This window comes from Actinomadura viridis, assembly GCF_015751755.1.
Taxonomy (GTDB): Bacteria; Actinomycetota; Actinomycetes; order Streptosporangiales; family Streptosporangiaceae; genus Spirillospora; species Spirillospora viridis.
Window position 1 is genome coordinate 6,770,575 of the sequence record NZ_JADOUA010000001.1, and the last position, 26,188, is coordinate 6,796,762.

Sequence of the window (26,188 nt, forward strand, 5' to 3'; positions counted from 1 at the left end):
TGTTCGCGTTTGCTTTTCCGGCTCGTCCGGCCCCAAGATGAGGCATCTTCCGAACAAGGCCCTGACCTGGGGCTTTGTTGTCATGCCCGAAAAGAGGGGGACCTGATGACGATCCTGGTGACCGGTGCGACGGGGAGCGTCGGCCGGCTCGTGGTGAAGGGGCTCGCCGAGAAGGGCGAGCGGGTGCGGGCGCTGACCCGTACGCCGGACCGCGCCCGCACGATCCTGCCCGCGGAGGTGGAGGTGGTCGCGGGCGACCTCGACGAGCCCGCGACCCTGCCCGGCGCCCTGGACGGCGTCGACCGCCTGTACCTCTTCCCGGTCGCCGCGACCGCCCGCGAGGTGGTCGCGCTGGCCCGGAAGGCCGGGGTACGGCGCGTCGTGGTGCTGTCGTCCGGAGCGGTCACCGGCGGGTACGACACCACCTTCCACCTGCCCGTGGAGCAGGCCGTGGAGGCGTCCGGCCTGGAATGGACCCATGTGCGGCCCGGGGAGTTCATGCTCAACAAGCTGTGGCTGTGGGGCCCGTCCATCCGCGCCGAACGCGTGGTGCGCGACCCGCTCCCCAACGCCATCATGTGCCCCGTCCACGAACAGGACATCGCGGACGTCGCGGTCACCGCCCTGCTCGACGACGGCCACCAGGGCGCCGCCTACGACCTGAACGGGGCGGAGTTCCTCTCTCACCGCGACCAGGTACGGATCATCTCCGAGGCCATCGGCGAGGAGATCCGGTTCGAACGGGTCACCCCCGAGCGGGCGCGCGAGATCTACCGGCGGCAGGGCGGCTTCGCGGCGGCCAACGCCGATTTCCTGCTCGGCTTCAACGACTACGACGGCAACGAGGCGGCCCCCGAGGACCGCGCGGAAATCGACCTGTCCGCGTACGGTCCGAAGCCCACGTCCGAAGCGGTCCTCGGACGGCCCGCCCGTACGTTCGCGGACTGGGCCGGGAGGCACGCCGCCGACTTCCGTTGAGGGACCCGGCAGCCGATTCCCAGCGATTTCCCAGGTTTCTCCCTGGCGTACTGCCAGCCGCCGGCGGTTGGGTGGGACACATGCGAGCCAAAGTGAACAGGAAATCGTTGGCGGCCGGGATCGGCGCGGCGAGCCTGCTCGGCGCCGGGCTGTACATCGCCGTTCCGGCCGCCTCGGCCGACCCGTCCCCCTCACCCGGCGCGACCACGTCGGCCAAGCCGAGGGAAGGCCACCACCAGGGCAAGGGGCACTGGCGGGGGCACCGCGGCCGGTGGGCCGCCGACCGGGGCGTGCACGGCGAGGCCACCGTCAAGCGCAAGGACGGCTTCCACGTCCGCACCTGGCAGCGCGGCGAGATCACCGGCCGTACCGGGGCGAACGTGACCGTGCGCAGCGCCGACGGGACGGTCTGGACCTGGACGACCGACGGCACGACCCGGGTCCGCAAGAACGCGGCGAAGTCGCAGCCGTCCGCGCTGGCCTCCGGTGACCGCGTCGTCGTGATCGGCGAGCGCGCCGGCACCACCCGGACCGCCAAGGTCATCACCGTGCCCAAGAAGAAGTAACCTCGACCGCGCCGGACGGAGCGAGGTGCGGGAGCCCATGAGCGACAACCAGCGCGTCCTCGTCGTCGAGGACGAGGCGAACATCCGCGATCTGATCCGGACGGCGCTGCGCTTCCACGGGTTCGACGCCTGCCTCGCCCGTACCGGGGCCGAGGCGCTGCGGGAGGCCCGCGGCCGGCGGCCGGACCTGGTCCTGCTCGATGTCATGCTGCCGGACATCGACGGGTTCGAGGTCTGCCGCCGGTTGCGGGCCGGGGGCGACCAGGTCCCGGTGATCTTCTTGACCGCCCGGGACACGCCGTCCGACACCGTCACCGGGCTCACCCTGGGCGGCGACGACTACGTCACCAAGCCGTTCTCCATCGACGCCCTCGTGGCCCGCGTCCGGGCGGTGCTGCGCCGTGCGGGCGCGGGCGCCGCCGCGCCGTCCGAGCCCGACACCGTGCTGCGGGTCGCCGACCTGGAGCTCGACGAGACCCGCTGGACGGTACGGCGCGCGGGCGCCGACATCGAGCTGTCCCCCACCGAGTTCAAGCTCCTCGCGTACATGATGCGCAACGCGGGCCACGTCCTGACCCGCTCCCAGATCCTGGAGAACGTGTGGGGCTGGGACCACCACGGGAACGCCCAGGTCCTGGAGACCTACATCAGCTACCTGCGCCGCAAGCTCGACCCGCTCGGCCCCCCGCTCATCCATACGCGGCGCGGCGTGGGCTACTCCCTGCGCCCATGACCCGGCCGCGCCCATGACCCCGCCCACGCTCAACACCCGGCTGCTGGCCGGGCTGGTGGCCGTGACGCTCTCCGGTCTGCTGATCATGGGCCTGGTGAGCGCGGTGGTGCTGCGCGGCTACCTGATGCACCGGGTCGACGAGCAGCTGCGCGCCACCCGGGACCGCGCGGTGACCCGGCTGGTCCGTCCCGGCCTGCCCGGCGAGAGCGTGGCCCCCGCCCAGTTCGTGGTCCTGAACGTGTCCCGGTCCGGCGAAGTCCGGGTGCTCAGCGGCCCCGGACCCGACCCCGGCCCGGCGGTCGCCGAGATCCAGCGGCTGGGGCCGTCCGGGCTGGCCCCGCACGCCGGGACCCTGGAGCCGTTCTCCCTCGCCGGGCTCCGCGCGGTGGCCCGCCCCACCCGCAACGGCGGCACGGTGGTCGTCGCGAGCCCCCTGGACGAGATCCGCTCGGCCGTGCGCAACCTGGTCCTGGCCGAGATCGCCACCACCACCCTCCTGCTGGCCGTGCTGCTCCTGCTCGGCCGGTGGCTGATCGGCCGCGGGCTGCTGCCGCTGGACCGGATGGCCGCCACCGCCCAGGCCATCGCGACCGGCGGCGACCTGCGCGCCCGGATGCCCGACCCGGGCCCGCGCTCGGAGACCTCCCGGCTGGCCGCCGCGATCAACGTGATGCTGGACCGGATCGAGCAGGCGTTCTGGGCGCGCAGCCGCTCCGAGGCGCGGGTCCGGGAGTTCGCCGCGGACGCCTCGCACGAGCTGCGCACGCCGCTGACCACCATCCAGGGGTACGCGGAGCTCTACCGGCACGGCGCGCTCGGCCCCGACGAGCTGCCCGAGGCGATGCGCCGGATCGAGGAGGAGGCCACCCGCATGAGCCGCCTCGTCACCGACCTGCTCGAACTCGCCCGCCTCGACCGCGAGGCGTCCCTGAAGCCCGGCCCCGCCGACCTGACCGCCCTCGCCCGCGACGCCGTGGCCGACGCCGCCGCCGCCGACCCCGACCGCCCGTTCACCCTCGCCGCCCCCGGCACCCTGCCCGCCGTCGTGGACGAGTCCCGCGTCCGCCAGGTCCTGGCCAACCTCCTGGCGAACGTCCGCGCCCACACCCCCGCCGGCACCGGCGCGACCGTACGGCTGACCCGGGCCCCGGACGCGGCCGTCATCGAGGTGATCGACGAGGGGCCCGGCATGTCCCCGGAGGACGCCGCCCGCGCCTTCGAACGCTTCCACCGTTCCGAGGACGGCGGCACCGGGCTCGGCCTCCCGATCGTGGCCGCCATCGCCGCCGCCCACGGCGGCCACGCCGGCCTCCTCTCCGCCCCCGGCTCGGGCACCACCGTCCGCGTCACCCTCCCGGCCACTGCTCCCGCCAGCGCCTCGCAGGCCCCTGGGTGAGGGCGAGCGACCGGGTGAGAACGTTCAGCACCCCCTCCGGGCGAAGGAGGCGAGCTCCGTCGTCCGGGGGGCCGGGGGGTCGGTGCGGGCTTCCGGCCGGTCATCGCGCCATCTCCTCAGGCGGTGTCGTAGACGGTCACCTCGACCCCGCGGTCAATCAGGCGGTGCTGGATGAGCGGCTCGACCTTGGACCACTTGCCGCCCGCCAGGCCGCAGCCGATCCGCGGCATGTGAACGGTGGCGTTCAGGGTGAGCGCCTGGGCCGCGAGCGCCTCCAGGCACCGGTCGAGCGCCTCGTACCGGATCGGCGGGCCTTTCCTGGACGGCCTGACGCCGCGCTGGGCGACCATGTTGGCCACCCACGTGTACGGGTCGCACTGGACCATCTGGACGGCGCCGAGCCCGAAGTCGTTGCGTGCGCGGTCGCGGTGCCACGCGCGGTAGGCGGCCTCCGGGTCGGGCCAGCGCTTGGAGATGGCGAGAACGAAGCCCTTGCCCCAGCCGCCCAGGTCGTTGCAGACGTGCGCGATCACCTTCACGCCCTTGGCCTGGGGCGAGGTCGCGTCACCTTGGATGTGGCGGATGGCACCCACCCGGCCGACACTAGTCCAGTTAGCCCCGCCACGTGGCCTAGAGGTGGTTGGCCCAGGTACGCGCTCATCGCCAGCGTTTGTCAGGAAGTCGGCACTGGGAACGCCTCATGCACCGGCTGACGGCACACCACCCGGTCGTGCCCGACCACGCGTCCGGCGTGGTCGAGGAGGCGCACATCAGGGCCGCGTTATGGCAGTCCTCGCCCGGTACGGCCGTCATTTTTGCACGGCCGCCCAATAAGTAGGCGTAAGCGGCTTTTGTCACACCTGGAGCGGTGAACGCGATCATTGATCGCGACTGGCGATCAGTTGACATTGCACTAACGCATCGGTAGCAATTCTGAAATGCCATCCGTACGGCCAGAAAGATATGGCCCCGGCGTCCGCTGGTCGGACGCCGGGGCCGAGCGCTTTCTCGCGAGACCGGCGAGATCAGAGAGAGCGCTTGTTGAGGAGCAGGTTCGGGGTGCCGGACGGGTTGCCGGTGATCACGCCGCTGGTGGCGTTGGACGTCAGCCAGCTGCGGATCGTGGAGTACGACGCGTCACCGTAGGTGGCCTTGTAGAGCGCCCCGACACCGGCCACGTGCGGCGATGCCATCGAGGTCCCGTTGATGGTGTTGGTGCCGCCGTTCAGCCAGGTGGAGGTGATGCCGGACCCGGGCGCGTACAGGTCCACGCAGCCGCCGTAGTTGCTGTAGGTCGCCCTGGCGTCCGTACGGGTGCTGGCCGCGACCGTGGTGGCGTTGGCCGCGCTGGCGGGCGACACGTTGCAGGCCGGCTGGCTCTCGTTGCCCGCGGCCACGGCCAGGAAGACGCCGGACGAGGCGAGGCTGTTGGCGGCGGAGTTGACCGAGGACGAGTAGCCGCCGCCCAGGGACATGTTCGCGACGGCAGGCTTGGCGTGGTTGGAGGCCACCCAGTTCATGCCGGCGATGACGCCCGAGAAGCTGCCGCTGCCCGAGCAGTCGAGCACGCGCACGCCGCGCAGGTTGACGCCCTTGGCGACGCCGTAGGAGCTGCTGCCGACGGTCCCGGCGACGTGCGTGCCGTGGCCGTTGCAGTCCTGCCCGTTCCCGCCGAAGGCGTCGTAGACGTTGCTCGCCCGCCCGCCGAAGTTGGAGTGGGAGGTGGCGATGCCGGTGTCGATGATGTACGCCGTCACCCCCGCGCCCGTGCGGTTGTAGGTGTAGCTGTTGGACAGCGGCAGGTTCGTCTGGTCGATCCGGTCCAGACCCCACGACGGCGGGTTGGTCTGCGTCGCGCTGGCCCGGATGATGCCGTCCTGCTCGACCCCGAGGACACCGGGGGTCTTGCGCAGGCGTTCGAGCTGGGCGGCGCTGAGCTTGGCGGCGAAGCCGTTCAGCACCTTGCCGAAGCGGTGCTTGGTGCTGATGCCGCGCTTGGTGACGGTCTCGTCGACCGACACGCCCTTCTTCAAGGTCACGATGTACTGGCCTTCGATGCCCTGTCCGGGCTGGGCCATGGCGAGGGGGGCGGTGACGGTGACGGCCTGGGCGGGAGTCGCAAGGACGGCCACGAGCGGCCCTGCGGCCAGGACCGTTACCAGTGGGAGGCGCCTTCTCATCGAAACTCCGATCCGGAGGAGCGGCCGCCGGGGGCGACCTGCTCGCATGGTCGATTGATGAGAATGCTGATCAGATACGCGAGCTGCGTCAACGACTTCGATGGCCACAGAATTCAACATTCAAGGCCATTAAATGTTCGATGCGCCCAGCCTCGTTTCAAGTACGAGAAAGCCGGTAATAATAGGGGGAATCCCCGGAGGCGGCACCTGACCGCCGGGTGACGTTATTTGCCTCGTTCCAATGCATCCGACCTGCGTAAACGGCGATCAACTGCCGGAGGTCAGCAGCACGAGGCGATCATCCGCATTGACGATATGGCCGTTCCCCAGGGCCGCGACTGGCTGTCTCCAATGGACATGGCCGCACACCGTCAGCGGCGGCGGCCGTACGGCCACCCGTTCCCGGACGCGCGCGTTGCCGGGCTGACCCGGCCCGTCCCCCGCGGGACCTTCGTGGAGGACGAGCACGGACGGCTCCTCGTCCAGGACGCGGTCGAGCCGCGCGAGGAAGCCGGACTCGGGGCTCCGGCCGTGCCGCCGAGGGTCCCCGATGATCCCGCCCACCCCGCCGAAACGCGTCCCGCCCCGTTCGACGCAGTGCCCGTCGAGGAGCGCGGCGCCCACCTCTGCGGCCTCGCCGGCGGAGACGACGTCGTGGTTGCCCGCCACTCCCACCAGGAGCGGCGCACCCATCGCGGCGAACGCCAGCCAGACGTCCGCGACCGCACCGGTCGCCCCCCGCCGGTCGGCTCCAGGGGCCGAGTACAGATCGCCCGTGAGCACGACCCCGAGGCGTCCGGGAGGGGGGAGGAGACCCTCCCCGGCCCACACCTCGAGGTAATCGGCGACCGCGATGCCCAGCAGGACCGGATCACCGCCCCAGGGAGAGACGGCGACCCCCTGGAGATCACCCGCGACCAGGAGGGCGTCGCACCCGTCCGGCACGGCCCCGACCCGGATCCGCTGGACCGGCAGGCTCGCCGCCTCCGTCCCCCCTCCCGTCCGGGCGCGTGAATAGGGCAGCGACGCGATGGTCGTGCACGTACCGTCCACCACACGCATGTCCCCACTCCGTTCCAGACCGGCGTCACGTCCCGCCGCGAAGCGCTTCGTCGCGTCCGATCCTCGCGCCGTCAGGATGCCCGTGCGTCCTGAATCGGCCGGAACGACCCCTCCGGGCTCAGGCGTGCGGCCGTCACGCGTCCACGTACTGGGCGGCGTAGTCGGCAGCGGCCTCGATGGGGGTGATGACATCGATGAGGACCCCGTTCGGGTCGGCCACGATGAAATGCCGCTGCCCGAAGTCCTCGTCACGGAGTTCGAGTTCGGGCTTCAGCCCCTCCCTCACGACGAGCCTCTCCCACTCGGCGTCCACGTCCTCCACCTCGTAGTTCAGCAGCAGCCCCTGGACGGGACGGCGGTAGGCCTCGGGCAGCGTCGGGTGGGTGTGGTCGAGCAGCGCGAGTTCGTAGGACGGCGTCCCCGCGTACTTCAGGCTCACGTACCAGTCGGCCTCGAACGTCGTCGTGTACCCCAGCAGCCGAATGTAGAAGTCCTTGGACTCATCGAGGCGGGAGGTGCAGATCACCGGATAGAAGCTGGTCAGGTTCATGGTCGACCCCTTTCACATACCGTTGGTATGTGAAGGTATATTGGCATACCGCCGGTATGTCAAGGAGGGCCGTTGAGCGTCAGGGCACAGCAGCGGGAGCGGACCAGGCAGGAACTGCTGCGCGTGAGCAGGCTCCTGTTCGCCGACCGCGGCTACGGCGCGGTCAGCCTGTCGGAGATCGTGGAGGCCGCCGGGGTCACCAAGGGCGCCCTCTACCACCTGTTCGCGAGCAAGGCCGACCTGTTCCGGGCCGTCCTGGAACAGGTGCAGCGGGAGGTGGGCGAGACGGTCGCGCGGACGGCCGACGCCCACGACGACCCGTGGACCCGGCTGACCGCGGGCTGCCGGGCGTTCCTCGCCGCGAGCACCGCGCCCGGCGTCCAGCGGATCATGCTCGTCGACGGCCCCGCCGTCCTGGGCTGGAACGAGTGGCGCGCGCTGGACGAGCAGACCTCGGCCCGGCACCTGGCCGAGGCGCTCACCGAACTCATCGGCGCGGGAGTGATCGCCCCCCAGCCGGTCGCCCCGCTCACCCACCTGCTGTCGGGCGCGATGAACGAGGCGGCACTCTGGCTGGCCTCGACCGGCGACCCCGCGAGCCTCCCCGACACCCAGGCCGCCCTGGCACGGCTGCTGGAAGCCCTCCGTACCGCATGAACCTCCACACCACGATCGTCACCGCCGCCGGGATGTTCGCCGGCACCAACATCGACGACCTCATCGTGCTGACCGTGCTCTTCCTGACGTACCGGACCGGCGGCGCCCCGGAGCCATGGCGGATCTGGGCCGGCCAGTACGCGGGGATCGCCGCGCTGGTGGCCCTCTCCCTGATCGCCGCGCTCGGCCTGACGATCGTGCCGGACGTCTGGGTGGGCCTCCTCGGCCTGATCCCGTTCGCCCTGGGCGTGCGCGGCCTCGTCACCGCGGTCCGGGCGGGCGACGGCGGCACCTCCCCGGCCATCGCCTCCGGCGTGCTCTCCGTCGCCGGAGTCACCATCGCCAACGGCGCGGACAACATCGCGGTCTACACACCGGTCTTCCGGACGATCGGCGCCGGCCCCACCGCCGTCACCATCGCCGTGTTCGCAGCCGGCGTGGCCCTGTGGTGCCTGGCCGCGTCCCGCCTGGGCTCGCACAAGAAGATCATCGAGATCGTCGAGCGCTACGGCGCCTGGCTCGTCCCCGTCGTGTTCATAGCCATCGGCGCACTCATCATCGTCGAGTCCGGAGTCCTGGGCCGGATCCTCTGAACCGGGCCACCATGGGTCTCATGGATGTCCCCTCCCTGCTCCACGAGTTGTGCGTCGACCTCGGGTTCTGCCTGCCCCCGGACGACCAGGCCGCGCTCCGCGCCTCACCGCCGCCGGACGTGGACGCGTTCACGGAGGCGGTGTACCGGGCCGAGGGCCTGGACCCGTCGGACGACAGGGATCTGTGGCGCCAGGTACGGGAGAGGGTGGCGCGGGCGTTCGACGAAGGCGCCACCTGACCCTTCCGCGGAAGCCCAGCCCAGCGCTGCGTCCGCGATGTGCGACCCCTCAAGCGAGCAGTGGCGCCCACTCGATGCGGGCGCCCTCCGGAACCTGGTGGGTCAGTACGCCATACTCGCCGACATGGACCGCTACGCCGCGCCGCCGGGGCTCGGACGGCTGGCGACGCATCGGGCACTATGGCCTTCATGACCTCCCACGGCTATGCCGAGTATGTCGGCGGCCCCTTCGACGGGCAGCGCAAAGCCCCTGAGTATGACCTCCCCCACAACGGCTTCCCGCCGTACATCCTGGCGACGCAGGGCCTGCAATCGCGCACCCACGGGCCGGTCGAAGGACTCCGTAAGGGCGTGTACAAGCGCGAGGCTCACTCGGAGGATGACGGGCCCCTGTGGACGTACCACTGGAAAGGCTGGATGGACGAGATGCCGGCCGAGGTGGTGAAGCGCTTCCTGGAAGGCGGTGGGATGTGACCCTGATCGAGAACACGCCCGGTTGATCGACGTGAACGCCGACGGCCCGGCAGGGAGCAGCCTCGGGCAGTTCCCAAATCTCCAAGACCCTGTCGGCCACCCGACCCCACGATGGGGGGCATGGCACCAGGTATCCGCTTCTCTCCTCGTCTCATCGTGCCCGACCCGGACGGCGCCTCGGCGTTCTACCAGGACGCTCTCGGCGCCGAGCAGGTGTTCCGTGCCCCGCCGGGCGACGATGGCCGGCCCACCATGATCGATCACCGCATCGGTGCCTCGACCTTCCAGCTCTCGCCGGCCGTCTCCGCGTGGGGATGGCTCTCACCTGACGATCTCGGCGGCTCCGCGGTCCTCCTCGAAATCGAGGTCGACGACCCGGACGGAGTCGGCGAACGCATGATCGCTCACGGCGCCGAGGTGGTCGTGCCGATCGAGAACCGGCCCTATGGAAAGCGCTCGGGCCGCATCCGTGATCCTTTCGGTCACCTGTGGATCATCACCGGCGAGCTTCGCTGAGCCGGCCTCCGGGGCAGAGGTAGCAGATCGCGCTGTCGCCCATCACGAACCAAGGTGTACGGGACGAGCGGCTTGGAAGTCTTGAGCGAGGGCCAGGAGCCCCGGGTCCGTACGAACGGCCTGCGCACCGATCAGTTTTCTCCGCTGGCCCCGTCTAGTCTTCCGAGACCGACTGACGGAAGGCATGGCGCAATGCGGAAACTGATCTACGGCATGAACCTGACCCTGGACGGCTACGTGTCCGCGCCCGGCGACGACCTCGGCTGGAGCGAGCCGAACGATGAGCTGTTCCAGTGGTGGCTCGAACAGGAGCTGGCGATCAGCCTGCTTCTGTATGGGCGCCGACTGTGGGAGAACATGAGCGCCTACTGGCCGACGGGCGACCAGCAGCCGGGCGCCACCCCGGCGCAGATCGAGTTCGCGCGCAACTGGCGGGACACGCCGAAGGTGGTGTTCTCCTCAACGATCGACAAGGTCGATTGGAACACCCGCCTGGTCACCGGCGACGCGATCGCCGAGGTCACCCGGCTCAAGGCCGAGGACGGCGGGCCGATGAGGGTCGGTGGCGCGACGCTCGCCGGGGCGGTCATGCGGGCCGGGCTGATCGACGAGTACGAGATCGTCACCCATCCGGTCCTCGTGGGCGGCGGCGCACCGTTCTTCACCGCGCTGGAAAGCTGGGTGAACCTGAACCTGGTGGAGACGCGGACGTTCCCCGGCGGCGTGGTCGTGACCAGGTACGAGACGAGGCGCTGAGCGCGTTCCTTTTAGAGGGGCTTGTCTGGAGCGGCGGTATGCCCCGGAGCAAGGTCGAGCTGTTCGCTGCGATGAGGTGTGACTGGCGCTAGCGCACCTCAGCCCCGAGCTCCGGTAGTCGGAGGCCCCCGCCGGAGGCATGTTCGAACCTGCCCCCTCTGGCGGGCTCCAACTAGGCGGGCGCATACTCTGCGACGGCCGTGAGCCGGGCGGCCGGGCGTGGGCGGTGGCTTTCGCGCCACCGCCTTCGGCTCGCCGGGGTGGACCAAGTTGGCGTCCAACCCGATCGATGGTGCTCTGGCTGCCTGGTGGCGGCCGGCCGGTTGCCAGAGGTTCGGCCTGGGAAGACGCTGGTGAGCGGAGGCTGTGGAATGCGAACCCACGGAGCGGCTCGGGACCCCGGCGACGTCGACCGACTCGCCACCGTTCACGGCCGCCCCGGCGACAAGCCCGCCTACTGGTCGAGCTCTCGTGCGGGAGGATCCCGCCTCAATGGCTCGCTCGCCATACCGAGTTCTTCGCGAGCGGCCTCAATGAACGCGAAGCGGAGTTCACGCTTGGGCGGTGCGCCCGCTTCGGCGGCCTCTCCCCGAAGCAAGAGCGCGCCCGCATAGGCGCAAGCCCCCCATGGGGACCAGGAGAAGTCCGGGGGGCCGCGCATGGGTCAACCTTGGTGGGGTGGGAGGCTTGGAGGCCCGGTGAAGTGGTAGGTGGTGCCGACCTCCCAGCCGGGGTCGCCCTGGCGGACGAAGCCGGTCCAGGAACGGCGTACTTCGCGGACGAGGCCGGCGGGCGGGGCACCGTCGAGCATAGGCGCGTCCCGCCAGGCGGCGGCGGTCCCGAGAACGAAGGGCAGCTCGATGCAGTGGCAGGCGCCATAGGGGCTGTGCGGCGGGTGCCAGTCGAACTGGTACAGCCAGGGCGCGGCTCCGTTGTCGATGAGTGACCGTGCCAGGCGGATGGCCGGTTCGCGGAACATCTGTTCGGTGGCCATGTCGACGGCGATCCGGGTGGTCGTCCGGCCGTTCGGTGCCGCGCGGCCGGAGTCGCCGAACCAGCGGGCGGCGATGCGCGCCAACTCGTCCGGGCCGAGCGCCGCCACCCGGTCGTCGAGCGCGTGGAACGCCGCCGCCTCGTCGCGAGTGGTGCCCATCAGCAGGCGCACGCCGTCGGCGGCGCGCCTGCCCACCTCCGCAACGGGATCGGCCGCCACCAGGTCGCCGTCGGCGACCAGCTGGAACGGCGGGACGGCGCTGAGCGGGACGGCGGTGCGGCGGGCGACGGCGCCCTGGGCCGCCAGCAGGTCGGCGGCCGGGACGTCGGCGAGCCGCGCGGCACGGCCGGGTTCGATGCCCAGTTCGTCCAGGAGCAGGAGGCCGGTACGTTCGGCCTCGGCCGGCGGGGCAGGGAGCATGCCGGCGGGCGTGCTCTGCAGGATGGCGCGGCCGAACAACCCCCGGGCGTGCTCGCCGGACAGCAGCGCCAGGATCGACTGGGCGCCGGCGGACTGGCCCGCCACCGTCACGTTGCCGGGGTCGCCGCCGAAGGCGGAGATGTTGTCGCGGATCCAGCGCAGCGCGGCGAGCTGGTCGAGCAGTCCCAGGTTCCCCTCGCTAACCCCGGGCAGCCGCAGGAAGCCGAGCACGCCCAGGCGGTAGTTGAGAGTCACCACGACCAGGTCACCTTGAGCGGCCAGTTCGGCGCCGGAGTACCAGTCCAGCCCGCCCGAGCCGCTGGTGAAGCCACCGCCGTGCACGAACACCAGGACCGGATGGCCCTCACCCGGCGGCGCCCACACGTTCAGCGTCAGGCATTCCTCGGACTGGGGGATCTGGAAGCCACCCATCACGCGTTCCAAGCGGGACGGGGGCTGGGGAGCGGCCGGGCCCGGCACGGCGGCGTCCCGTACTCCGGGCCACGGCCGCACCGGCTCGGGGGCGGTGAAGCGGACGGCGCTCGCGTAGGGAATCCCGCGGAAGGCGGTGAGCGGCCCGTCGGGTACGCCGCGGACCCGGCCCGCGGCCGTTTCGACGATCATCGGGCGGTGAAGAACAGGCCGGCGCCGCAGGCGTGCCGGGCGGACACGAAGAAACCGTCGTCGACCGTGCGGGTGGCGGTGCCGGCGCCCTCGACGAAAGTGCGAGCGGCGGCGGCGTCGTCGACCACGATGGTCATGGCGGCGGGATAGGACGCGGCCGGGACGGGCTCTCCCGGCAGCACCTCCTCCGCGTCCGAACTCCGGATGATCTCAAGGCGCCCGGCCTTCCGGTCCAGCACCGTGCGAGGCCCCCGCTGCCCGGGTGCGGTCTGCAGGATGCGGGCGTACCGGGAGACGGCCGCCTCGAAGGCTGCGTCGTCGACGACGAGCAGCACCGCCTCCATGGCGCGGGCGCCGTTGGGATGGTGGAGGTAGCGCGGCTGATGCACGTAGTGGCGGGTGAGGTGCTGGGCGATCCCCACATGGCCTTCGGGGGTCGAACGGGGGTCGAGGTGGACGGCGCGGGCCCGCATGGTGCGGGTCCCGTCCTCGGTGTCGACGTCGCGTTCGAGGTCAAGGACGCCAGAGGTGCGCAGACCGGCACCGGACAGCCGACGGTCGGTGGCCTCGGCGTCGCCGGTGTCGAAGTTGAGCAGCCGGAACCCCTCGTACTCCTCGACCATCGCCTTGGTGTGCCAGGGGTCGGGCGCGGAGTCGTCCACGATGCCCAGCAGCTCGATGTAGGCCCCGCCGAACAGGGCGCACCGGTTGGCCGTGCACCCCGGGACCGGCGGCTCCCCCGGACGCGCGTTCAGCAGATGCCGGGAACGGGGGCTCAGGGTGAAGCCGAGCGAGGTGTAGGTGCGCTCGAGCCCGTCGAGATCGCGGGTGACGATGCCGGTGTGGTGGAAACCATGGATGTCGTCGGTCATGCCCCGATGCTGCGCCACCGGGCCGCGCCCGGTCACCGGAGAGCGCTCGCTACGCCGTGATCCGGCACCGATCTACCCTGACCGGGTGGATTCGGTCACGCTCGGGCAGGTCGACCTGCAACTGCTGCACGCCCTCCATCTCGACGGGCGCGCCCCCTTCAGCAGGATCGCCGAGGTCCTCGGCGTCTCCGACCGTACGGCCGTCCGCCGCTTCGCACGGCTGCGCGACACCGGCACGGCCCGTGTCACGGCCGTCGTCGACAGCCGCGGCCTCGGCCACGCCGAATGGCTCGTGCGTCTGCGCATACTGCCCTCCGGCGCCGCCGCCCTGGCCCGGGAACTGGCGCGACGTCCCGACACCGCCTGGGTGACCGTGCTGTCGAGCGGCACCGAGATCGTCTTCATCCTCCGCGCGCCCGCCGGGACCGCGGCCCCGCTGGCGGGGCTGACCCGGCACCCGCGGATCCTCGGCGTGGAGGCGCACAGGTTGCTGCGCCATCTGATGGAACGCCGCTGGTTCGGCCGGACCTCCGCACTCACCGACGAGCAGGTCTCCGCGCTTCGGCCACCGCCCGTCGGCACCGCGGCGCCGATCGCCCTGAACGATCTCGACCGCCGGCTGCTGCCCGCCCTGGCCGCCGACGGCCGTGCCGCCTACCCGAGGCTGGCGGGTCAGGTCGGCTGGTCGGAGTCGGCGGTCCGCCGCCGCCTTGAGGAACTGCGCCGCTCCGGTATGGTCCGCTTCGATGTCGAAGTCGATCCGGTGGTGCTCGGTTACCCGGCCCAGTGCCTGATCTGGCTGACCGTCGTCCCCTCTCGGCTCGCCGCCACCGCCGGGGCCTTGGCCGCCGACTCCGAAGCGGCCTTCGTCGGTGCGACCACCGGTCCGCACAACCTCCTGGCCATCGCCGTCTGCCGTGACGAGGACGCCCTCTACACCTATCTCAGTGACCGGATCGGATCCCTGGACGGCGTCGAACGCGTGGAGACCGCGCCGATCACCTCCTACGTCAAACGCGTCGCCCCGACCGGGCGGTGAAGAACGTCAATGCCGGCGGTCAGAGCCGGGAGCCGCCGCCGTCCACGGCGAGTCCGGCTCCGGCGGTGTCGGTGGCGTCGAAGACGCTGGTGAGCGGAGGCTGTGGGATTCGAACCCACGGAGCCGGGGTTACCGACTCAGCGGTTTTCAAGACCGCCGCACTCGTCCACTATGCGAAGCCTCCTCGGGCAGCCACCACGATAGCGGGTCGGCGGAGGCGTGGTCACCGCGCTTTCAGGCGGCCGGGGACGGCGGGGGCGGGCTGGTAGCGTCGATGATCGTGAGAGGAGTCGGGGGCTCGACCCTGGTGACGTTTCCGGCCGGCGCCGTATGGGAGCGGTCGCGGGTGGTCGGGACGGCGGCGATGGACGGCGGCTGCGGGGTGGTGACCGAGCGGACGCCCTTTCATCCGCTGGACCACACCTGGCCCGACCAGCCCGCGGACACCGGGGTGCTCGTGGTCGACGAGCTGGAGTTCCCGGTGGTCGACTGCCTGACCGGGGCGGTGCCGCTGGACGGCGGGGATCTCCGCTGCGGCGATGACATCCCGGCGCGGCGCGGGGACGGCGGGTGGGCCTGGGTGGTGGTGCATGTGATCGAGCGTGCGCTGCCCATGGGTGTGCCGGTGGACCTGCGTGTGGACGCCGAACGGAGGAGGGCCTTCTCGGAGGGGCATACGGCGTGCCATCTGATGGCGCTGGCGCTGAACGCGGCGCTGGCTCCGCGCTGGCGCAAGGAGGTCCGGGCGGTGGACGGGCTGGGGCGTCCCGACTTCGACAAGCTGGCGATCACCTCGTCCCGGATCGTGGCGCGGGGGAGCCGTGACACGTACCGGATCGGCTCCTCGCTGCGGAGGAAGGGGTTCGACCGGGACGGGCTGGCCGGGGAGCTGCCGGAGATCGCGGAACGGATGAACGGGCTGCTGGCCACGTGGGTGGACGCCGACGTGCCGGTCCGGGTGGTCGCGCCGTCATCGGAGCTCGCGGCGCGGAGGACGTGGCGGTGCGCCCTTCCCGAGGGAACGGTCGAGATGCCCTGTGGCGGTACCCATGTGGCGAGTACGGGAGAGCTGGGCGCGGTCGGGGTGACTTTGGAGTCCAGTGAGGAAGGGCTTGTGATCGAGACGAAGGTATGCCATTGCGCCTGAAGGGGGCAGAAGGCATCCGTTACCCTCATCCGCATGTCTGAGACACCCAATGATCCGGCCGGGACCACCCACCAGTTCCAGAACTTCGCCGCCCAGCGGCCGGCCGAGAAGCCCAAGCCGGTCAACGTCGGGCTCATCGTCGGCGCCGTCGTCGGGGTCGCCCTCCTCGCGGTCGTCGTGATCGCGGTCGTCCGGATGCTCTGAGGCGTTCGGCGTCAGCGGCCCGAGCTGGAGAAATGCTGGTAGTCCTTGACGCCGCTCCAGTCGCCTCCCCAGCCCCAGCCGATCCTGGCGAAGGCCTTGACGACCCGGTCACCGTCGTGGATGACCCCGGGATCGCGGCGCGAGCGGTTCTTGAACTTCACGCAGTCCTTGTGCGCGACCCCGCCGCTCGCTGAGACGTAGGGGTTCTCGCACGGGTTGATGTCGATGGCCAGCCCGTAGGCGTGCTGGGACCAGTTGCCCGACCCGGTCGCGCTGCGGCAGTTGAATGCCGAGGTGTTGTTGGCCTCGATGGAGTCGAAGTCGCTGCCCTTGTAGGCGTCCACCGGCTCCATGCGCGCGATCGGGTAACGCATGTCGTACAGCCTGCGGAAGACCGAGACCAGTTCGTCGGCCTGCTTGGCGTTGACCACCAGTCGCCCGTCGGCGTGCGGCTTGTCGTCCATGCCCCAGTAGGTCATCTCGATCATCCGCAGGCCGGAGGGCGCGACGGGGCAGCCCTTCCGCCAGGAGTACCTGAGGTCCCCGGCGGTGACCTTCTTGATCTGTGCCTGGAATCCCTGGGGTGACGGGCTGGCGGTCGGGGACGGCCCGCCGGGCGAGGTCGCGGTGGGCGGGGTGGCCTGGCGTGTCTTGTCCGATTCGGGGGCGCCGCGGCCACATCCGGTCACCGCGAGGGTGAGGCCGGTGGCGAGGGCAGTCCCGATCAATAGCCTTCTACCTGGCATTACAGCAGCATCGCATGCCGGGGCGCCTTCGCGGACCACGGGGTATTCGCTACCGTGCGTTGAGGGCGTGCCCGTCGTGAAGGGGACGGGGGCGAGCACGCTCGCACCGATCGTTCACCCCCGGCCGGGACCTGTCCCGGCGTTCCCCCGGCCAGGGAGCCGGCATGGGCCATTCTCAGGAAGGGGACTCCCCGCGCGATCGCCGCGGCGAGGCTCCCGAGGACGGAGAGCGTCCCAGCCTCGAGGACGAGATCTTCGCGGTGGCGTCCACGGTGGAGGTCGAGACGGGGCGGGCGGAGCCGCTGCTGGGCGAGCCACTGACGCGACTGCGCCGGAACCGGTTTCAGGCGCCGCCGCCGCGCGAGATCGGGCTGATCGCCGGAGGTTTCCTGACGTTCGCGTTCGTCGACGCCGTGATGATGTACGCGCCGCTGATGAGCAGCAGCCGGCCGAGCCTGCTGCCGCAGATGGTGACGCTGCTGGTGCTGGCCTTCGGGCTGGGCGGGCTGCTCGCGGTGAAGGTGCGCGGGTCGTGGCGGCCGTTCGGGGTCGGGATGATGCTGGGCTGGGTGTTCCTGACCCTGGTGTCGGTCGGCTTCCTCACCGGTCTGACCAGCCTTTAGGCGGAACCGGGCCGGGCGGCGGAACGGAGGCCGGGCGTGGCCGGGCCTCCGTCCGCGCGGGCGTTCAGCGGGTCCGGTCGATGCGCTTGAGGACGGCGGTGAAGGCTCGCCCGATCGCCGCCAGGTCGTCCGGCTCGACGACGTCGACGAAGAAGGAACGGACCGTCTCGACGTGGTCGCGGGCGGCGCGTTCGAGGACGGCGAAGCCCTCGTCGGTGAGGTGCGCGTACACACCGCGCTTGTCGTTGGGGCAGTCGTCCCGCTTGACCAGGCCTTTGGATTCGAGCCGGGAGCACGTGTGCGACAGGCGGCTGCGGGACTGGCTGGCGTGGGCGGCCAGTTCGGCCATGCGCAGGCGCCGGTCGGGCGCCTCCGAGAGCCGGACCAGGATCTCGTACTCGGAGGTCGACAGCCCGTGCCTGGTCTTGAGGTCGCGGTCCATGATCTCATTGAGCCTGATGCTGCCGTCCACGTAGGCCCGCCAGTGAAGCTGCTGGGTGGCGTCGAGCCAGCGTGGTTCGCTCATGCCGACAGTATAGGCAAAAATTGAAGTTTCAACTAATCTCCCGCAGGGTTCGGGGGTGGGGCCGGGCCCCCAGCGGCCGGCGCCGGGGTCACCACCAGGCGATGAGCGGCGTGTCCGGTTCACGCTGCCGCCATGCCGCGTTGAGGCGGACGAGGCCGGTGGGGGCGGCGATGCCGCGGACGGTTGCGATCTTGCCGCCTGCGAGGTCGAAGGTCACGGCGCCGACGACATGGTCGCCGAGCACGAAGAGGATGGCGGGGGCGCCGTTGACGAGCGCGTAGTGGACGGCGGGCGTGCCGCCGGCGAATCGCCGTTTCGCGGATGTGGGTTTGAAGCCGGCCCGTGCGATGGCGGCGATACGTTGCGGAGTGTCGTACCGCAGCAGCGTCTCGGTCAGGCCGGCGCCGTCGGAGATCGCGGTCGCGTCGTCGGTGAGCAGCGCCACAAGCCGTTCGGTGCGGCCCGAGGAGGCGGCGGCGAAGAATTCCTCGACGATCCTTCGGGCGGATGCCGGGTCGACTTCGCCGCTGCCGCGGCGGCGCGCGGCGGTGATGCGGCTCCGGGCCCGGTGGAGGTGCTGCTGGCTTGCGGACTTGGTGATGTCGAGGATCTCGGCGATTTCGGCGTGGCTGTGGGCGAACGCTTCGCGCAGGACGTAGACGGCCCGCTCGAGGGGTGACAGGCGTTCCATGAGAGTCAGCACGGCCAGGGAGACGGATTCGCGCTGCTCGAAAGTGTCGGCCGGGCCGAGCATCGGGTCGCCGTCCAGGAGCGGTTCGGGCAGCCAGGCGCCGGCGCTGCGTTCGCGGCGGGCCTGTGCCGAGCGGAGCCGGTCGAGGCACAGGTTGGTGACGACCCTGGTCAGCCATGCTTCCGGCGCCTCGATCCGTTGCCGGTCGGCGGCCTGCCAGCGCAGGAACGCATCCTGCACGGCGTCCTCGGCGTCGGCGGCGGAGCCCAGCAGCCGGTAGGCCAGCGAGGCCAGCCGGTTCCGGCCGGCCTCGAACCGCCGGGTGTCGAAGCGATCAGTGGCGGTGCCGTCCACGCGAACCACCCTAGGCGGCTAGGCGGCCGGCTTCTCGGCGGAAACGGCCGCCTGCTCGGCGACCGCGTCCGGCGCGGAGGCCAGGCGGCGCCTGCGCTTGGGCAGGCCGAAGGTCGGGTGCGAAGTGCCCCACAGCGCCCCCCTTTGAATGCCTGCCTTGACCCGTACGGCCTTCCGGCCGCCCACGTACTTCGGCTTCGCCTGCGCCGCGTCGTCGATCAGCTGCAGGATCCCGTCCCGCCGCCCGAGGCTGATGGCGTTGTACCGGTAGACGAGCTTGACGTTCGCGATCTTGCGGCCGGTCAGGCGGCCCACGATCGCCTCGATGGCCTGCCGGCCGGTGAAGCCGGCCGAACCGCAGTTCATCGGCAACGGCAGGCCGTTGTCGCCGAGGGTGTGGACGCTGTCGCCGATGGCGTAGACGTTCGGGTGCGAGACCGACCGCATGGTGCGATCGACGACGATCTGACCGGCTTCGGTGACCTCAAGACCGCCCGCGGCGGCGATGGGGCTGACCGCGAACCCCGCCGTCCACACGGTCGCGTCGGACGCCAGGACGGTGCCGTCAGCGCACCGCACCTGAGCGGCCTCGACGGCTTCGACGGCGGTGTGCTCCAGAACGGTGACGCCCAGCCGGCCGCAGGCCCGGCGCAGGTGGCCGCGGGCTCCGGCGGAGAGCCGGGCGCCCAGCTCGCCGCGGGCGAGAAGCGTCACCGACAGGCCGGGCCGGAATTCGGCGAGCTCGGTGGCGGTCTCGATGCCCGTCAATCCGTCGCCGACGACCAGCACCCTCCCGCCGTCGCCCCGCCCGTCCAGGTTGTCCAGGCTGTCCAGGCGCTCGCGCAGGCGCAGCGCCGAGGGCCGGTCGGCGACGTTGAAGGCGTGCTCGGCCACGCCGGGGACGCTCTGGCCGGCGACGTGGCTGCCGAGCGCGTACAGGAGCGTGTCGTAGCCGATCTCGCCGCCGCCGTCGGCGTCGGCCACGGCGACGATCCGGCGCTCGGGGTCGATGGCGGTGACAAGGGCCACGCGCAGTCGTATCCCCGTGCCCGCGAAGACGTCGGCGAGCTTCGGAGCCTCGATTTCCCGGCCGGCCGCAAGCTGGTTCAGCCGCTGCCGCTGGACGAAGTCCGGCGCGGCGTTGACCACGGTGATCTCGGTGTCCACCGGGGACAGCCGGCGGGCGAGGTTCCCGGCCACGTACGCCCCGGCATAGCCGGCGCCCAGGACGACGATGCGATGCTTCATGTGCTGCTCCGATCGGTTCGCTTGATCTCGACGACTTGAGCGGAACAGCGCCCCGATTCCTGACAGGACCTGCACGTGACATGGGCCACAGAGCGGGCGCGGCGGGTGGCCACGACCCTCGGGCGAGGGCCCTCACGCGAGGGAATAGTTTATCTTTCAACTAGGTTGTACGGCGCGCAAGCACCGCCCCGGCTTCCGATCCGCGACGTTCCGGCGTACGGCGACCGGGTGGCCGACGAACAGAGGAGAGTCCCATGCCCGCCGTCTTCGCGGACCCGCTCACGCTGCCCCGCCTGCCGCGCCTTCCCGAGGCCGGCACCGACTGGCGCCGCGTCGCCAAGGTCGTCACCGCGCAGCGCCACCTCGAAGGGGAGGGCTTCCAGGTGCGGCGCCCCTTCCCGGGGATGAACCTGGCCCTGGCCGACCCGTTCCTGCTGCTCGACCACATGGGCGCGGTGGAGTACGCGCCGGGCGAGGCCAAGGGGACGCCGTGGCACCCCCACAGGGGCTTCGAGACCGTCACCTACATCATCGACGGCGCGTTCCAGCACCAGGACACCACGGGCGGCGGCGGCCTGATCTCCGACGGCGGCACCCAGTGGATGACCGCCGCCTCCGGGATCCAGCACATCGAGCAGCCGCCGCCGGAACTCGTCGCCAAGGGCGGCCTCTTCCACGGCGTGCAGCTGTGGGTGAACCTGCCCCGCGCCCAGAAGTGGGTCAAGCCGCGCTACCAGGACATCGAGGCGCGCGACGTGAAGCTGCTGTCGGCCGACGACGGCTCGTCGATCGTGCGTGTCATCGCCGGTTCGCTGGCCGGGTACGACGGACCCGGCGTCACGTACACGCCGATCAACTACGTGCACGCGACCGTGGCGCCCGGTGCGCGGCTGACGCTGCCGTGGCCGCGGGAGTTCAACGCGCTGGCGTACGTCCTGTCCGGACGCGGCACGGCGGGCACCGAGGAGATCGCCTTGGACGAGGGCCAGATGGCGGTCTTCGGGGGCTCGCACCACAAGGGCGAGGGGGACGGCCTGGTCTTCCGGGCCGCCGACGGCCAGCCGCAGGCGAGCCGGAACGGCTGGGAGATCCTCGTCCTGGGCGGGCTGCCGATCCGCGAGCCGGTCGCCCGGTACGGACCGTTCGTCATGAACACGCGCGAGGAGATCGTCCAGGCGTTCGAGGACTTCCAGGCGGGCCGGATGGGCACCATCCCCGCCGAGAAGGTCCCCCACCTGTCCAGCGCGGACGAGAACGTGACCTGACCAGAAACCCCTACTGACCTGGGCTTTCATCAGATGGACGGCCACCCGTGCGCGAGCGGCGCACGGGTGGCCGTTTCGTCGTGGCGAGTTGGCGGGTTCGGGTGACGGCGGGCATCGCATGCGCTACTGTGTTCGAACAGTCGAACAGAGATTCGACCAGCTCGTTCGCACGCACGCGCGCCCGGGGAGGTGGCACATGGCGGCGACGGTCACCACGATCGGCCAGGACACGACGGCGCGCTGCAGGGGGCGGCGGGAGCCCCACGCGACACGCCGTACGAGTTTCTACGCAAATCTACGACCGCAGCTATACCGCCTCATAGAGTCCGAGAGCGTGGACCCCGTGCGCAATCCCTACGCCCCGGGCGCCGGGCAGCGCCCTCCGGAGCTGGCCGGCCGCGACCGCGAGCTCCAGCAGTTCGAGGTGGTGCTCGAACGGGTAGCCCGCGGCCGCCCCGAACGCAGCATGATCATCACAGGGCTGCGCGGCGTGGGCAAGACGGTGCTGCTCAACGCCTTCCGTTCGATGGCCATCCAGCGGCTGTGGGGCACGGGCAAGATCGAGGCCCGGCCGGACCAGTCGATCCGGCGGCCCCTCGCCTCCGCCCTCCACATGGCCGTGCGCGAGCTGGCGCCCCGCCACCGCGCGCCGGATCGCATCGAGGGGTTCCTCGGCGTGCTCAAGGCGTTCGCCCAGGCCGGCGAGGAGCCGGCCGGCGGCCGGGCCAAGGCGCGAGCCCACCGCTGGCAGCCCGGGATCGACGTGCCCGCCTCCCGGGGCCGCGCCGACTCCGGCGATCTGGAGATCGACCTCACCGAACTGTTCGTGGACGCCGCGTCGGTCGCCACCGATGTCGGCGTCGGCATCGCCCTGTTCGTCGACGAGATGCAGGACATCCCCGCCGACGACGTCTCGGCGCTGTGCGCCGCCTGCCACGAGCTGTCCCAGATCGGCGGCCCCCTGATCGTGGTGGGCGCCGGCCTCCCCCACCTGCCCGCCGTCCTGTCGGCCAGCAAGTCCTACTCCGAGCGCCTCTTCCGCTACGCGCGCATCGACCGGCTCGACCGTGAGTCCGCCGACCACGCGCTGATGGCCCCCGCCGAACGCGAGCAGGTCACGTTCACTCCCGAGGCCCTGGACGCCCTGTACGGCGCGGCCGACGGCTACCCGTACTTCGTGCAGGCCTACGCCAAGGTGGTCTGGGACGTCGCCCCCGACACCCCCATCACCGCCGACGACATCAAGGTCGCGGCGCCCGAGGCGGAGAGCGAGCTGGCGGTCGGTTTCTTCGGCAGCCGCTACGAGCGTGCCACCCCGGCCGAACGCGACTACATGCGCGCCATGGCGATGCTGGGCGACGACCCCGTCCCCACCGCCGCGGTCGCCGAGGAGTTGGGCCGCAAGCCCTCCAGCCTGTCCCCCGCCCGCGACGGCCTGATCAAGAAGGGACTCATCTACAGCGCCGAACGCGGACTGGTCGCCTTCACCGTCCCCCACTTCGGGAAGTTCCTCCGCTCCCAACCCGCCTGACCTGTCCGCCCCGCTGACCTGTCCGCCCCGCTGACCTGTCCGCCCCGCTGACCTGTCCGCCCCGCTGCCCCATCTGACCTGCTGGCCTGTCTGACCTGCTGGCCTGTCTGACCTGCTGGACTGTCCGCCCCGCACGACCGCCTGACCGAGGTGGTGCTGGTAGTGCGGCTGACGCACTGGTCCACCTGGGGTCCGCCTGATCCGCTTGATCCGCCTGATCCGCATTTCTGGAGGCCCACGCTCATCGAGGCCCACGTCCCTGAAGTCCGCGTCCCTGGAGGCTACGACGTCTCGCGTCCTTTTCACCCCCGCGTGCCTTCGGCTCCTGCATCCCTTCCCACCGGAGGCAGGTGCGAGAGCCGAGCAAGCACCTCACCCTCGCCCTCCGGCCGAGCCGTTCCCCCGTCCACCTCGCACCAGCACCCCGATCCCAGGTGGGCGCCCACAAACCCGTTCAGGACTCTCTACCGCTCCCTAGCGTGAGAGCTAGAACGGCCTAGAGAACCGCATCGACCTGCCCGCACACAGAAATATATGCGTCTCTAGCTCCAGCACTAGAGAGCCATATATTTCCCAGTCATGCTCGATGACCTTCTCTACGCCTTTCTAAGGAGGACTCTAGAGATGCCTATAAAGACATAGGCGGAGCCGTCCCCTTCTCGCCACCTCACGGGGTGGGCTCTGTTTCATAGTCCCGGCGGTCCTGGCACCTCGCCGTGCGAGGACTGGCCGCATCCGGCAGTCAGAGGCGACGGCGCTCCTCTGTGCCGGCTTCGGCAACGTGCTTGTGCGACAGGACGATCCAGCGCCGCACCAAGTCGACGTCGAGGATCCTCACGGTGAGGGAGTCGCCGACTGCGATGGCATCGTCAGGCGATTCCTCCAGCTCGCTGGCGTTCACCAGCCCTTCGAAGCCGTCCGCACGGTCCTCGATGCGGACGAAGACACCGAACGGCACGATCTTGGTGACCGGTCCGGTCACCACCTCCCCGATCCGCTGTGCCAGCTGCGGCCACGGGTCCTCCTGCAGTGCTCGGAGCGACAGCGGAACCCGTTCCCAGATCATGTCGACATCGAGAACCTGGGCCGTGATCTCCTGACCGACGCTGACGATGTCGGACGGGTGGTCGAACGGACGCCAGGACAGCTCAGGAATATTGATCATCGCGGTGAAGCCGCCGATGTCCACGAAGGTGACGCCGAAACCGGCAATGGCCGTCACCCTGCCGGTGACGACCTGGCCGCGCTTCAGGGTCTTCAGGAAGGCCCAGTCGCGGTCACTGGGCGTCGCCTCGGTCTGCCAGCGTGCCCGGAGAACACCGTCGCTGTCGGGAAGCACTGCCGTGAACAACGGTTGCCGCTCATCGACGACCAGCGACAGGACTCCGGCGGCTCGAGCACCAGCGATCCGGCAGGACACCGCCTCGAATCGGGTCTCGTCCACGACCGTGCTGGTGATCCGTCCATCGTGATCTTCCCAGATGACTTCCACCAAGTCCTCGTCGGCCAGTGCGGCCATGGCCGCGTCGACGTCGGTGAGCAGGTCGGGCCAGACCGCTAGCCGGGCGCGGGGGGCCAAGCGGGAGCGCACCGCCTCGATCGTGTCACGGGTGAGGCGGTGCCACCGGGTGCCGTTATAGACGTGGTTCTCCTCCAGGAAGGTGGCGCGCTGGGCGCTGACCGCCCAGCGCACGCGAGCCCAGAAGTCGGCGTCCGCCGGGCGCTGCACCTGCAGCGGATCGTCCGGCGCGAAATCGTACGGCGATGCGTCCCGCCGTTCCGGGAACAGCCCGAGCGAGCGAGCGCGGGCCAGCGCCGATTCGCAGGGCCGGCTGCTGCCGACGTAGAGGTACTGGTCCCAGCCAACGTGCACGGTGAACACTCCGTCCACCTCCAGCCGGCACCAGGCGCCGTTGTCGCGCAGCATGGCCCGGACGAGTTCCAGACCGACCTCGATCGACACCAGAGCACCGTCGTAGAACCCTGCGAGGCCCTCCGGGAAGAGACCGTCCAGACCGTGGCCGTCAACGGGAGGCTCCAGCCCGAAGTGGACAAAGCCGCCTACCTGCGGCTCCCGGATGGCCAAGTGGTCGACGCCGGCGTCTGCGGCGAAAGCGGCAACGGCCTGCAGGTAGGCGGCTTCGATCGGCCCGTGGTCGCTGGTCGCGGGCTCGTCGCCGGTGTAGTGGCCGTGCTGATCACGGTCGGCAGGGTCGTACTTGGTGACCTGGTAGACGTAAGGGAGCACGTCACCGCCCACCGGCGGTTGGAGGGACGGCTGGGGCCTGGTGGCGTTCGAGGACTCGATACGCCGTGGCACGGCTGACGGAGAAGAGCTCAGCGAGGTCTGCGATGGTGTCCTTACCGGACTGATGCTGCTGGACCAGGTGCGTCCGCCGGCGAGCGGTGAGCTTGGGTCGCTTCTTGCCCATCGGATCGGTGGGGTCGTACGGCTGCCCGACCAGGGACAGGGCCACCGCGCGGGCGACCGGAGAGTCGCCGTTGTCGCGGGCGGGCACCGAGCGGGCGAGGCGGTCCAGCGTCGGCACCACCAGCGTGTCGCCGGCCCGTACGGCCGCCAGGGCCTGGTCCAGGCCGGGACGCTCGCGCTCGGGGCCGGTCAAGCCCTCGTCGACGACGATGCGGTCCCCGATCACGCCGAGATCGAGGAGCATGTCCTTCTGGGCGGTGAGGTCCTGCATGTCGGTGGAGCAGCGGGCGTAGCCTGCCTTCAGTCCACTCATGGACACACGAGTGTACGGATAGCCCCGGTCACCGAACGGATCACCGGGCAACCCTGAACGAGGCGACGCTGCAAAGGGGCGAAACGGCCGGGCTCAGGGTCGGGGAGAAAGGGGGCGGGGATGCCCCTGGCGGATCATGAAGTGGCGCTCCCGCCGGCCGCCGTTACACGTCGGTCGGCTCCTCCTTGGCGATCATGGACTGTTCCTTCCTGAGATCACCCAGTACAGAGGCTGGGCCACTCGCCGCAGCGGGCCACCGCCAGAATCCGGCCCGAATCCTCCTCGCGGACCAGTCCCTCCGCGCCATTCGCGCGGATCGCGGCGCCCGGCCCGCGGCCAGCGATCAGCGATCAGCGATCAGCGATCAGCGATCAGCGATCAGCGATCAGCGATCAGCGATCAGCGATCAGCGATCAGCGATCAGCGATCAGCGATCAGCGATCAGCGATCAGCGATTAGC

Annotated in this window: 28 protein-coding genes and 1 tRNA gene; 16 read left to right on the forward strand and 13 right to left on the reverse strand. The window is 70.8% G+C overall.

Annotation, left to right across the window (positions count from 1 at the left end):
- Positions 1-105 precede the first annotated feature (105 nt).
- The 4 genes from IW256_RS30625 (at position 106) to IW256_RS30640 (ending at position 3,673) form a co-directional block, all read left to right on the forward strand.
- Positions 106-978, forward strand: coding sequence for an NAD(P)H-binding protein (locus IW256_RS30625; protein WP_197014260.1), 873 nt, complete (start codon positions 106-108; stop codon positions 976-978).
- An 80-nt stretch (positions 979-1,058) separates the two neighbouring features.
- Entirely contained in the window at positions 1,059-1,544 is a 486-nt protein-coding gene (locus IW256_RS30630; protein ID WP_197014261.1) for a hypothetical protein, read from the forward strand.
- A gap of 37 nt (positions 1,545-1,581) precedes the next feature.
- Positions 1,582-2,277, forward strand: coding sequence for a response regulator transcription factor (locus tag IW256_RS30635; protein ID WP_197014262.1), 696 nt, complete (start codon positions 1,582-1,584; stop codon positions 2,275-2,277).
- 13 nt (positions 2,278-2,290) lie between these two features.
- On the forward strand, positions 2,291-3,673 hold the full coding sequence (locus tag IW256_RS30640; protein ID WP_197014263.1) for a sensor histidine kinase: 1,383 nt from the start codon (positions 2,291-2,293) through the stop codon (positions 3,671-3,673).
- Between the two features lie 116 nt (positions 3,674-3,789).
- Here the strand turns inward: IW256_RS30640 and IW256_RS30645 are convergent, their stop codons facing one another.
- The 4 genes from IW256_RS30645 to IW256_RS30660 all read right to left on the reverse strand — a co-directional run bounded on the left by IW256_RS30645 (position 3,790) and on the right by IW256_RS30660 (position 7,465).
- Positions 3,790-4,266 (reverse strand): macro domain-containing protein, encoded by a 477-nt coding sequence (locus IW256_RS30645; RefSeq protein ID WP_197014264.1) that lies wholly within the window; start codon positions 4,264-4,266, stop codon positions 3,790-3,792.
- Positions 4,267-4,698: 432 nt separating this feature from the next.
- Entirely contained in the window at positions 4,699-5,805 is a 1,107-nt protein-coding gene (locus tag IW256_RS30650; RefSeq protein ID WP_307829225.1) for a S8 family peptidase, read from the reverse strand.
- A 315-nt stretch (positions 5,806-6,120) separates the two neighbouring features.
- Positions 6,121-6,915, reverse strand: a complete 795-nt coding sequence (locus IW256_RS30655; RefSeq protein WP_197014266.1) for a metallophosphoesterase family protein — start codon at positions 6,913-6,915, stop codon at positions 6,121-6,123.
- A gap of 133 nt (positions 6,916-7,048) precedes the next feature.
- Positions 7,049-7,465 (reverse strand): VOC family protein, encoded by a 417-nt coding sequence (locus IW256_RS30660; protein WP_197014267.1) that lies wholly within the window; start codon positions 7,463-7,465, stop codon positions 7,049-7,051.
- Positions 7,466-7,537: 72 nt separating this feature from the next.
- Here IW256_RS30660 and IW256_RS30665 point away from each other — a divergent pair, with 72 nt between their 5' ends.
- The 6 genes from IW256_RS30665 (at position 7,538) to IW256_RS30690 (ending at position 10,700) form a co-directional block, all read left to right on the forward strand.
- Entirely contained in the window at positions 7,538-8,122 is a 585-nt protein-coding gene (locus IW256_RS30665; protein ID WP_197014268.1) for a TetR/AcrR family transcriptional regulator, read from the forward strand.
- Positions 8,119-8,715 (forward strand): cadmium resistance transporter, encoded by a 597-nt coding sequence (locus IW256_RS30670; RefSeq protein ID WP_197014269.1) that lies wholly within the window; start codon positions 8,119-8,121, stop codon positions 8,713-8,715. Before IW256_RS30665 ends, IW256_RS30670 begins: the two co-directional genes overlap by 4 nt.
- 20 nt (positions 8,716-8,735) lie before the next feature.
- A complete protein-coding gene (locus IW256_RS30675; protein ID WP_197014270.1) occupies positions 8,736-8,954 on the forward strand; it encodes a hypothetical protein in 219 nt (72 codons plus the stop codon).
- 189 nt (positions 8,955-9,143) lie between these two features.
- Entirely contained in the window at positions 9,144-9,428 is a 285-nt protein-coding gene (locus IW256_RS30680) for a hypothetical protein (protein WP_197014271.1), read from the forward strand.
- A 156-nt stretch (positions 9,429-9,584) separates the two neighbouring features.
- Positions 9,585-9,944, forward strand: a complete 360-nt coding sequence (locus IW256_RS30685) for a VOC family protein (protein WP_307829227.1) — start codon at positions 9,585-9,587, stop codon at positions 9,942-9,944.
- A 192-nt stretch (positions 9,945-10,136) separates the two neighbouring features.
- Complete coding sequence (locus IW256_RS30690; RefSeq protein ID WP_197014272.1) at positions 10,137-10,700, forward strand: dihydrofolate reductase family protein; 564 nt, start codon at positions 10,137-10,139, stop codon at positions 10,698-10,700.
- 664 nt (positions 10,701-11,364) lie between these two features.
- On the opposite strand, the gene IW256_RS30695 is transcribed toward IW256_RS30690, so the two are convergent.
- Both IW256_RS30695 and IW256_RS30700 read right to left on the reverse strand, forming a co-directional pair.
- Positions 11,365-12,738: a carboxylesterase/lipase family protein gene (locus IW256_RS30695; RefSeq protein WP_197014273.1), complete on the reverse strand. Its 1,374-nt coding sequence runs from the start codon at positions 12,736-12,738 to the stop codon at positions 11,365-11,367.
- Positions 12,735-13,610 carry a VOC family protein gene (locus IW256_RS30700; protein WP_197014274.1) on the reverse strand — a complete coding sequence of 292 codons (876 nt, stop codon included), beginning with the start codon at positions 13,608-13,610 and terminating at the stop codon, positions 12,735-12,737. Before IW256_RS30700 ends, IW256_RS30695 begins: the two co-directional genes overlap by 4 nt.
- Before the next feature lie 85 nt (positions 13,611-13,695).
- Between IW256_RS30700 and IW256_RS30705 the strand changes: the two genes are divergently transcribed.
- On the forward strand, positions 13,696-14,649 hold the full coding sequence (locus IW256_RS30705) for an Lrp/AsnC family transcriptional regulator (protein ID WP_197014275.1): 954 nt from the start codon (positions 13,696-13,698) through the stop codon (positions 14,647-14,649).
- 94 nt (positions 14,650-14,743) lie between these two features.
- Here the strand turns inward: IW256_RS30705 and IW256_RS30710 are convergent.
- Positions 14,744-14,833 (reverse strand) — tRNA-Ser (locus IW256_RS30710).
- Positions 14,834-14,929: 96 nt separating this feature from the next.
- On the opposite strand from IW256_RS30710, the gene IW256_RS30715 reads away from it, so the two are divergent.
- Both IW256_RS30715 and IW256_RS30720 read left to right on the forward strand, forming a co-directional pair.
- On the forward strand, positions 14,930-15,796 hold the full coding sequence (locus IW256_RS30715) for an alanyl-tRNA editing protein (RefSeq protein WP_307829228.1): 867 nt from the start codon (positions 14,930-14,932) through the stop codon (positions 15,794-15,796).
- Between the two features lie 33 nt (positions 15,797-15,829).
- Positions 15,830-16,000: a hypothetical protein gene (locus tag IW256_RS30720; protein ID WP_197014277.1), complete on the forward strand. Its 171-nt coding sequence runs from the start codon at positions 15,830-15,832 to the stop codon at positions 15,998-16,000.
- Between the two features lie 11 nt (positions 16,001-16,011).
- Here the strand turns inward: IW256_RS30720 and IW256_RS30725 are convergent, their stop codons facing one another.
- A complete protein-coding gene (locus IW256_RS30725; protein ID WP_231403995.1) occupies positions 16,012-16,728 on the reverse strand; it encodes a M15 family metallopeptidase in 717 nt (238 codons plus the stop codon).
- Between the two features lie 182 nt (positions 16,729-16,910).
- Between IW256_RS30725 and IW256_RS30730 the strand changes: the two genes are divergently transcribed.
- Positions 16,911-17,369, forward strand: a complete 459-nt coding sequence (locus tag IW256_RS30730) for a hypothetical protein (protein ID WP_231403996.1) — start codon at positions 16,911-16,913, stop codon at positions 17,367-17,369.
- Positions 17,370-17,433: 64 nt separating this feature from the next.
- Here the strand turns inward: IW256_RS30730 and IW256_RS30735 are convergent, their stop codons facing one another.
- The 3 genes from IW256_RS30735 to IW256_RS30745 form a co-directional block, all read right to left on the reverse strand.
- A complete protein-coding gene (locus IW256_RS30735; RefSeq protein ID WP_197014279.1) occupies positions 17,434-17,895 on the reverse strand; it encodes a MarR family winged helix-turn-helix transcriptional regulator in 462 nt (153 codons plus the stop codon).
- A gap of 88 nt (positions 17,896-17,983) precedes the next feature.
- Complete coding sequence (locus IW256_RS30740) at positions 17,984-18,940, reverse strand: sigma-70 family RNA polymerase sigma factor (RefSeq protein WP_307829229.1); 957 nt, start codon at positions 18,938-18,940, stop codon at positions 17,984-17,986.
- 18 nt (positions 18,941-18,958) lie between these two features.
- Positions 18,959-20,188 (reverse strand): NAD(P)/FAD-dependent oxidoreductase, encoded by a 1,230-nt coding sequence (locus IW256_RS30745; RefSeq protein WP_197014281.1) that lies wholly within the window; start codon positions 20,186-20,188, stop codon positions 18,959-18,961.
- A 254-nt stretch (positions 20,189-20,442) separates the two neighbouring features.
- Here IW256_RS30745 and IW256_RS30750 point away from each other — a divergent pair, with 254 nt between their 5' ends.
- Together IW256_RS30750 and IW256_RS30755 are read left to right on the forward strand one after the other, a co-directional pair.
- Positions 20,443-21,453, forward strand: coding sequence for a pirin family protein (locus IW256_RS30750; RefSeq protein WP_197014282.1), 1,011 nt, complete (start codon positions 20,443-20,445; stop codon positions 21,451-21,453).
- 334 nt (positions 21,454-21,787) lie between these two features.
- The gene (locus IW256_RS30755) at positions 21,788-22,984 is read left to right on the forward strand and encodes an ATP-binding protein (protein ID WP_197014283.1); all 1,197 of its coding nucleotides are present in this window, start codon (positions 21,788-21,790) and stop codon (positions 22,982-22,984) included.
- A gap of 742 nt (positions 22,985-23,726) precedes the next feature.
- On the opposite strand, the gene IW256_RS42885 is transcribed toward IW256_RS30755, so the two are convergent.
- Both IW256_RS42885 and IW256_RS30765 read right to left on the reverse strand, forming a co-directional pair.
- Positions 23,727-25,244 carry a S1 RNA-binding domain-containing protein gene (locus tag IW256_RS42885; RefSeq protein WP_197014284.1) on the reverse strand — a complete coding sequence of 506 codons (1,518 nt, stop codon included), beginning with the start codon at positions 25,242-25,244 and terminating at the stop codon, positions 23,727-23,729.
- The gene (locus IW256_RS30765) at positions 25,234-25,728 is read right to left on the reverse strand and encodes a recombinase family protein (RefSeq protein WP_197014285.1); all 495 of its coding nucleotides are present in this window, start codon (positions 25,726-25,728) and stop codon (positions 25,234-25,236) included. Before IW256_RS30765 ends, IW256_RS42885 begins: the two co-directional genes overlap by 11 nt.
- Positions 25,729-26,188 lie beyond the last annotated feature (460 nt).

Bases quoted from the DNA above. Each gene is read 5' to 3' on its own strand.
- IW256_RS30730 (WP_231403996.1), top strand. From the start codon at position 16,911: ATGGGCCATTCTCAGGAAGGGGACTCCCCGCGCGATCGCCGCGGCGAG.
- IW256_RS30635 (WP_197014262.1), top strand. From the start codon at position 1,582: ATGAGCGACAACCAGCGCGTCCTCGTCGTCGAGGACGAGGCGAACATC.
- IW256_RS30640 (WP_197014263.1), top strand. From the start codon at position 2,291: ATGACCCCGCCCACGCTCAACACCCGGCTGCTGGCCGGGCTGGTGGCC.
- IW256_RS30670 (WP_197014269.1), top strand. From the start codon at position 8,119: ATGAACCTCCACACCACGATCGTCACCGCCGCCGGGATGTTCGCCGGC.
- IW256_RS30745 (WP_197014281.1), bottom strand. From the start codon at position 20,188: ATGAAGCATCGCATCGTCGTCCTGGGCGCCGGCTATGCCGGGGCGTAC.
- IW256_RS30750 (WP_197014282.1), top strand. From the start codon at position 20,443: ATGCCCGCCGTCTTCGCGGACCCGCTCACGCTGCCCCGCCTGCCGCGC.
- IW256_RS30735 (WP_197014279.1), bottom strand. From the start codon at position 17,895: ATGAGCGAACCACGCTGGCTCGACGCCACCCAGCAGCTTCACTGGCGG.
- IW256_RS30630 (WP_197014261.1), top strand. From the start codon at position 1,059: ATGCGAGCCAAAGTGAACAGGAAATCGTTGGCGGCCGGGATCGGCGCG.
- IW256_RS30720 (WP_197014277.1), top strand. From the start codon at position 15,830: ATGTCTGAGACACCCAATGATCCGGCCGGGACCACCCACCAGTTCCAG.
- IW256_RS30660 (WP_197014267.1), bottom strand. From the start codon at position 7,465: ATGAACCTGACCAGCTTCTATCCGGTGATCTGCACCTCCCGCCTCGAT.
- IW256_RS30700 (WP_197014274.1), bottom strand. From the start codon at position 13,610: ATGACCGACGACATCCATGGTTTCCACCACACCGGCATCGTCACCCGC.
- IW256_RS30675 (WP_197014270.1), top strand. From the start codon at position 8,736: ATGGATGTCCCCTCCCTGCTCCACGAGTTGTGCGTCGACCTCGGGTTC.
- IW256_RS30690 (WP_197014272.1), top strand. From the start codon at position 10,137: ATGCGGAAACTGATCTACGGCATGAACCTGACCCTGGACGGCTACGTG.
- IW256_RS30765 (WP_197014285.1), bottom strand. From the start codon at position 25,728: ATGAGTGGACTGAAGGCAGGCTACGCCCGCTGCTCCACCGACATGCAG.
- IW256_RS30655 (WP_197014266.1), bottom strand. From the start codon at position 6,915: ATGCGTGTGGTGGACGGTACGTGCACGACCATCGCGTCGCTGCCCTAT.
- IW256_RS30625 (WP_197014260.1), top strand. From the start codon at position 106: ATGACGATCCTGGTGACCGGTGCGACGGGGAGCGTCGGCCGGCTCGTG.
- IW256_RS30695 (WP_197014273.1), bottom strand. From the start codon at position 12,738: ATGATCGTCGAAACGGCCGCGGGCCGGGTCCGCGGCGTACCCGACGGG.
- IW256_RS30680 (WP_197014271.1), top strand. From the start codon at position 9,144: ATGACCTCCCACGGCTATGCCGAGTATGTCGGCGGCCCCTTCGACGGG.